Raw genomic sequence first — 1,365 nt, 5'->3', positions numbered from 1 at the left:
CGAGACCCGTCGCGGCCACCTGCGCGTCCTGAGATCGCCCGATTCCTGACGCCCCCACGGTCTGAAGAGCTGCTCCCGGTTCAGGGTAGGTTTTGCTGAACCGCACAGGACCTTCAGGAGGGCAGGCAGTGGCCGCAGATCTTTCGAACATCGTCAAGGCGTATGACGTGCGTGGTGTCGTGCCGGACGAGTGGGACGAGTCGTTGGCCGAGTTGTTCGGTGCGGCGTTCGTCGAGGTCACGGGTGCTGATGCGATCGTGATCGGTCATGACATGCGGCCGTCCTCCCCGGGTTTGTCGGGGGCGTTCGCGCGGGGTGCGGCGGCGCGTGGTGTGGATGTGACGTTGATCGGTCTGTGTTCGACGGATCAGTTGTATTACGCGTCGGGTGCGCTGGGTCTGCCGGGTGCGATGTTCACGGCGTCGCACAATCCTGCGCAGTACAACGGGATCAAGATGTGTCGTGCGGGTGCGGCTCCGGTGGGTCAGGACACGGGTCTGTCGCAGATCCGTGAGCTGGTGGAGAAGTGGTCGGACGGGGGCGCGCCGGCGGTGGCGTCGGGCACGGTGGCGGGGACGGTCACGGAGCTGGACAGTCTGCCGGGGTATGCGGCGCATCTGCTGGGTCTGGTGGACCTGTCCTCGATCCGTCCGCTGAAGGTGGTGGTGGATGCGGGCAACGGGATGGGCGGTCACACGGTTCCGACGGTGTTCGAGGGTCTGCCGTTGGATGTGGTGCCGATGTACTTCGAGTTGGACGGCACGTTCCCGAACCATGAGGCGAACCCTCTGGATCCGAAGAACATCGTGGACCTCCAGGCCCGTGTCCTTGCCGAGGGCGCCGACCTCGGTATCGCGTTCGACGGTGACGCGGACCGGTGTTTCATCGTGGACGAGCGGGGTGTGGGGGTGTCGCCGTCGGCGATCACGGCGCTGGTCGCGGCGCGTGAGCTGGCCCGTAATGGTGGTTCGGGCACGGTGATCCACAATTTGATCACTTCGTGGTCGGTGCCGGAGGTGGTCCGTGAGAACGGCGGGACGCCGGTGCGGACGCGGGTGGGTCATTCCTTCATCAAGGAGGAGATGGCGAGGACGGGTGCGATCTTCGGTGGTGAGCACTCGGCGCACTATTACTTCAAGGACTTCTGGAACGCGGACACGGGGATGCTGGCGGCGTTGCATGTGCTGGCGGCGCTGGGTGGTCAGGACGGGCCGTTGTCGGAGCTGGTGGCTTCCTACGACCGTTACGCGGGGTCGGGGGAGATCAACTCGACGGTCGCCGATCAGGGGGCGCGTCTGGCGGCGGTGAAGGCCGCCTACGGCAGTACCGAGGGCGTGACGTTGGACGAGCTGGACGGTCTGACGG

1 protein-coding gene is annotated in these 1,365 nt (G+C 65.9%); it reads left to right on the top strand.

Annotated features, from left to right (window positions below):
* Positions 1–128: 128 nt before the first annotated feature.
* Positions 129–1,365: phosphomannomutase/phosphoglucomutase (locus ACFWVD_RS28595; RefSeq protein ID WP_379248004.1), on the top strand; the 1,237-nt coding region annotated here is incomplete at its 3' end.

It is taken from the genome of Nocardia sp. NPDC058666, assembly GCF_042714895.1.
Lineage (GTDB): Bacteria > Actinomycetota > Actinomycetes > Mycobacteriales > Mycobacteriaceae > Nocardia.
This window is presented reverse-complemented; position numbering and strand designations above follow the sequence as displayed.